This window comes from Desulfosporosinus burensis (assembly GCF_054657535.1).
This window is the reverse complement of the sequence record NZ_BAAHYN010000065.1, coordinates 1-681: the sequence shown is the minus strand read 5'-3', so window position 1 is coordinate 681 and position 681 is coordinate 1. Positions and strand designations below refer to the sequence as shown.

The window sequence follows — 681 nt, the reverse complement described above, 5'->3', positions numbered from 1 at the left end:
ATATCTTGTGATTTTTGACGTAATCATCATGCCATTCACTATGTCATAGATACCTGAGGCTTTGGCACGTGCGAGTTTTACCGTCTTGCCTTCACCATAACCGAAGGCATCTCTCAACCGTTCCGAATTGTTAAGTTCCAAGATTGATGCATCAATGGCGGAGAGTCGGTAACCGTTAAATGTTTTAAAATCGTCATCTCCGTAGTACCAGGATATTATGGAGTCCGCCATTTTTATAAAGGCGGTGGGTGATATTTTTTGTCTCGCTTCGGAATATCCTTGCTTAGTTATACTGCATTCAGCTCCTTTAATGGTTTCGAAGAACGAATCGAGTTCAATCTGAAGAGTTTTTTTCACAAAGTTCAGTTGAAACATGATGAGGTCTTTGAAGTCCATCTTGCAATTGGCAGCACGCGTAAAATAGGTTGATTTCATACGCGATTCGCACATAAATACAATATCATTAATTAGCTGTTCTGTAAGCAGTAGCCCTTCTAAAAAGGTTTTTTTCACAAAAACATCACCATTCCTCATCGGATATACCAATAAATGGTATTCAAATTGATTATGGTGACGATTTTCGAAAGTCAAGTGATTTATGGTATTTTTCGAGTTATATTATATATTTTATTGCTCACTTTGACGGGAAATGAACAACTTACATTTTATGTAAGGATAGCT

The 681-nt window shown here is 37.2% G+C and carries 1 pseudogene; it reads right to left on the bottom strand.

Annotated features, from left to right (window positions below):
- Positions 1 to 513, bottom strand: a pseudogene (locus tag ACYQ3Q_RS28370) (IS4 family transposase); the annotation flags it as partial.
- Positions 514 to 681 lie beyond the last annotated feature (168 nt).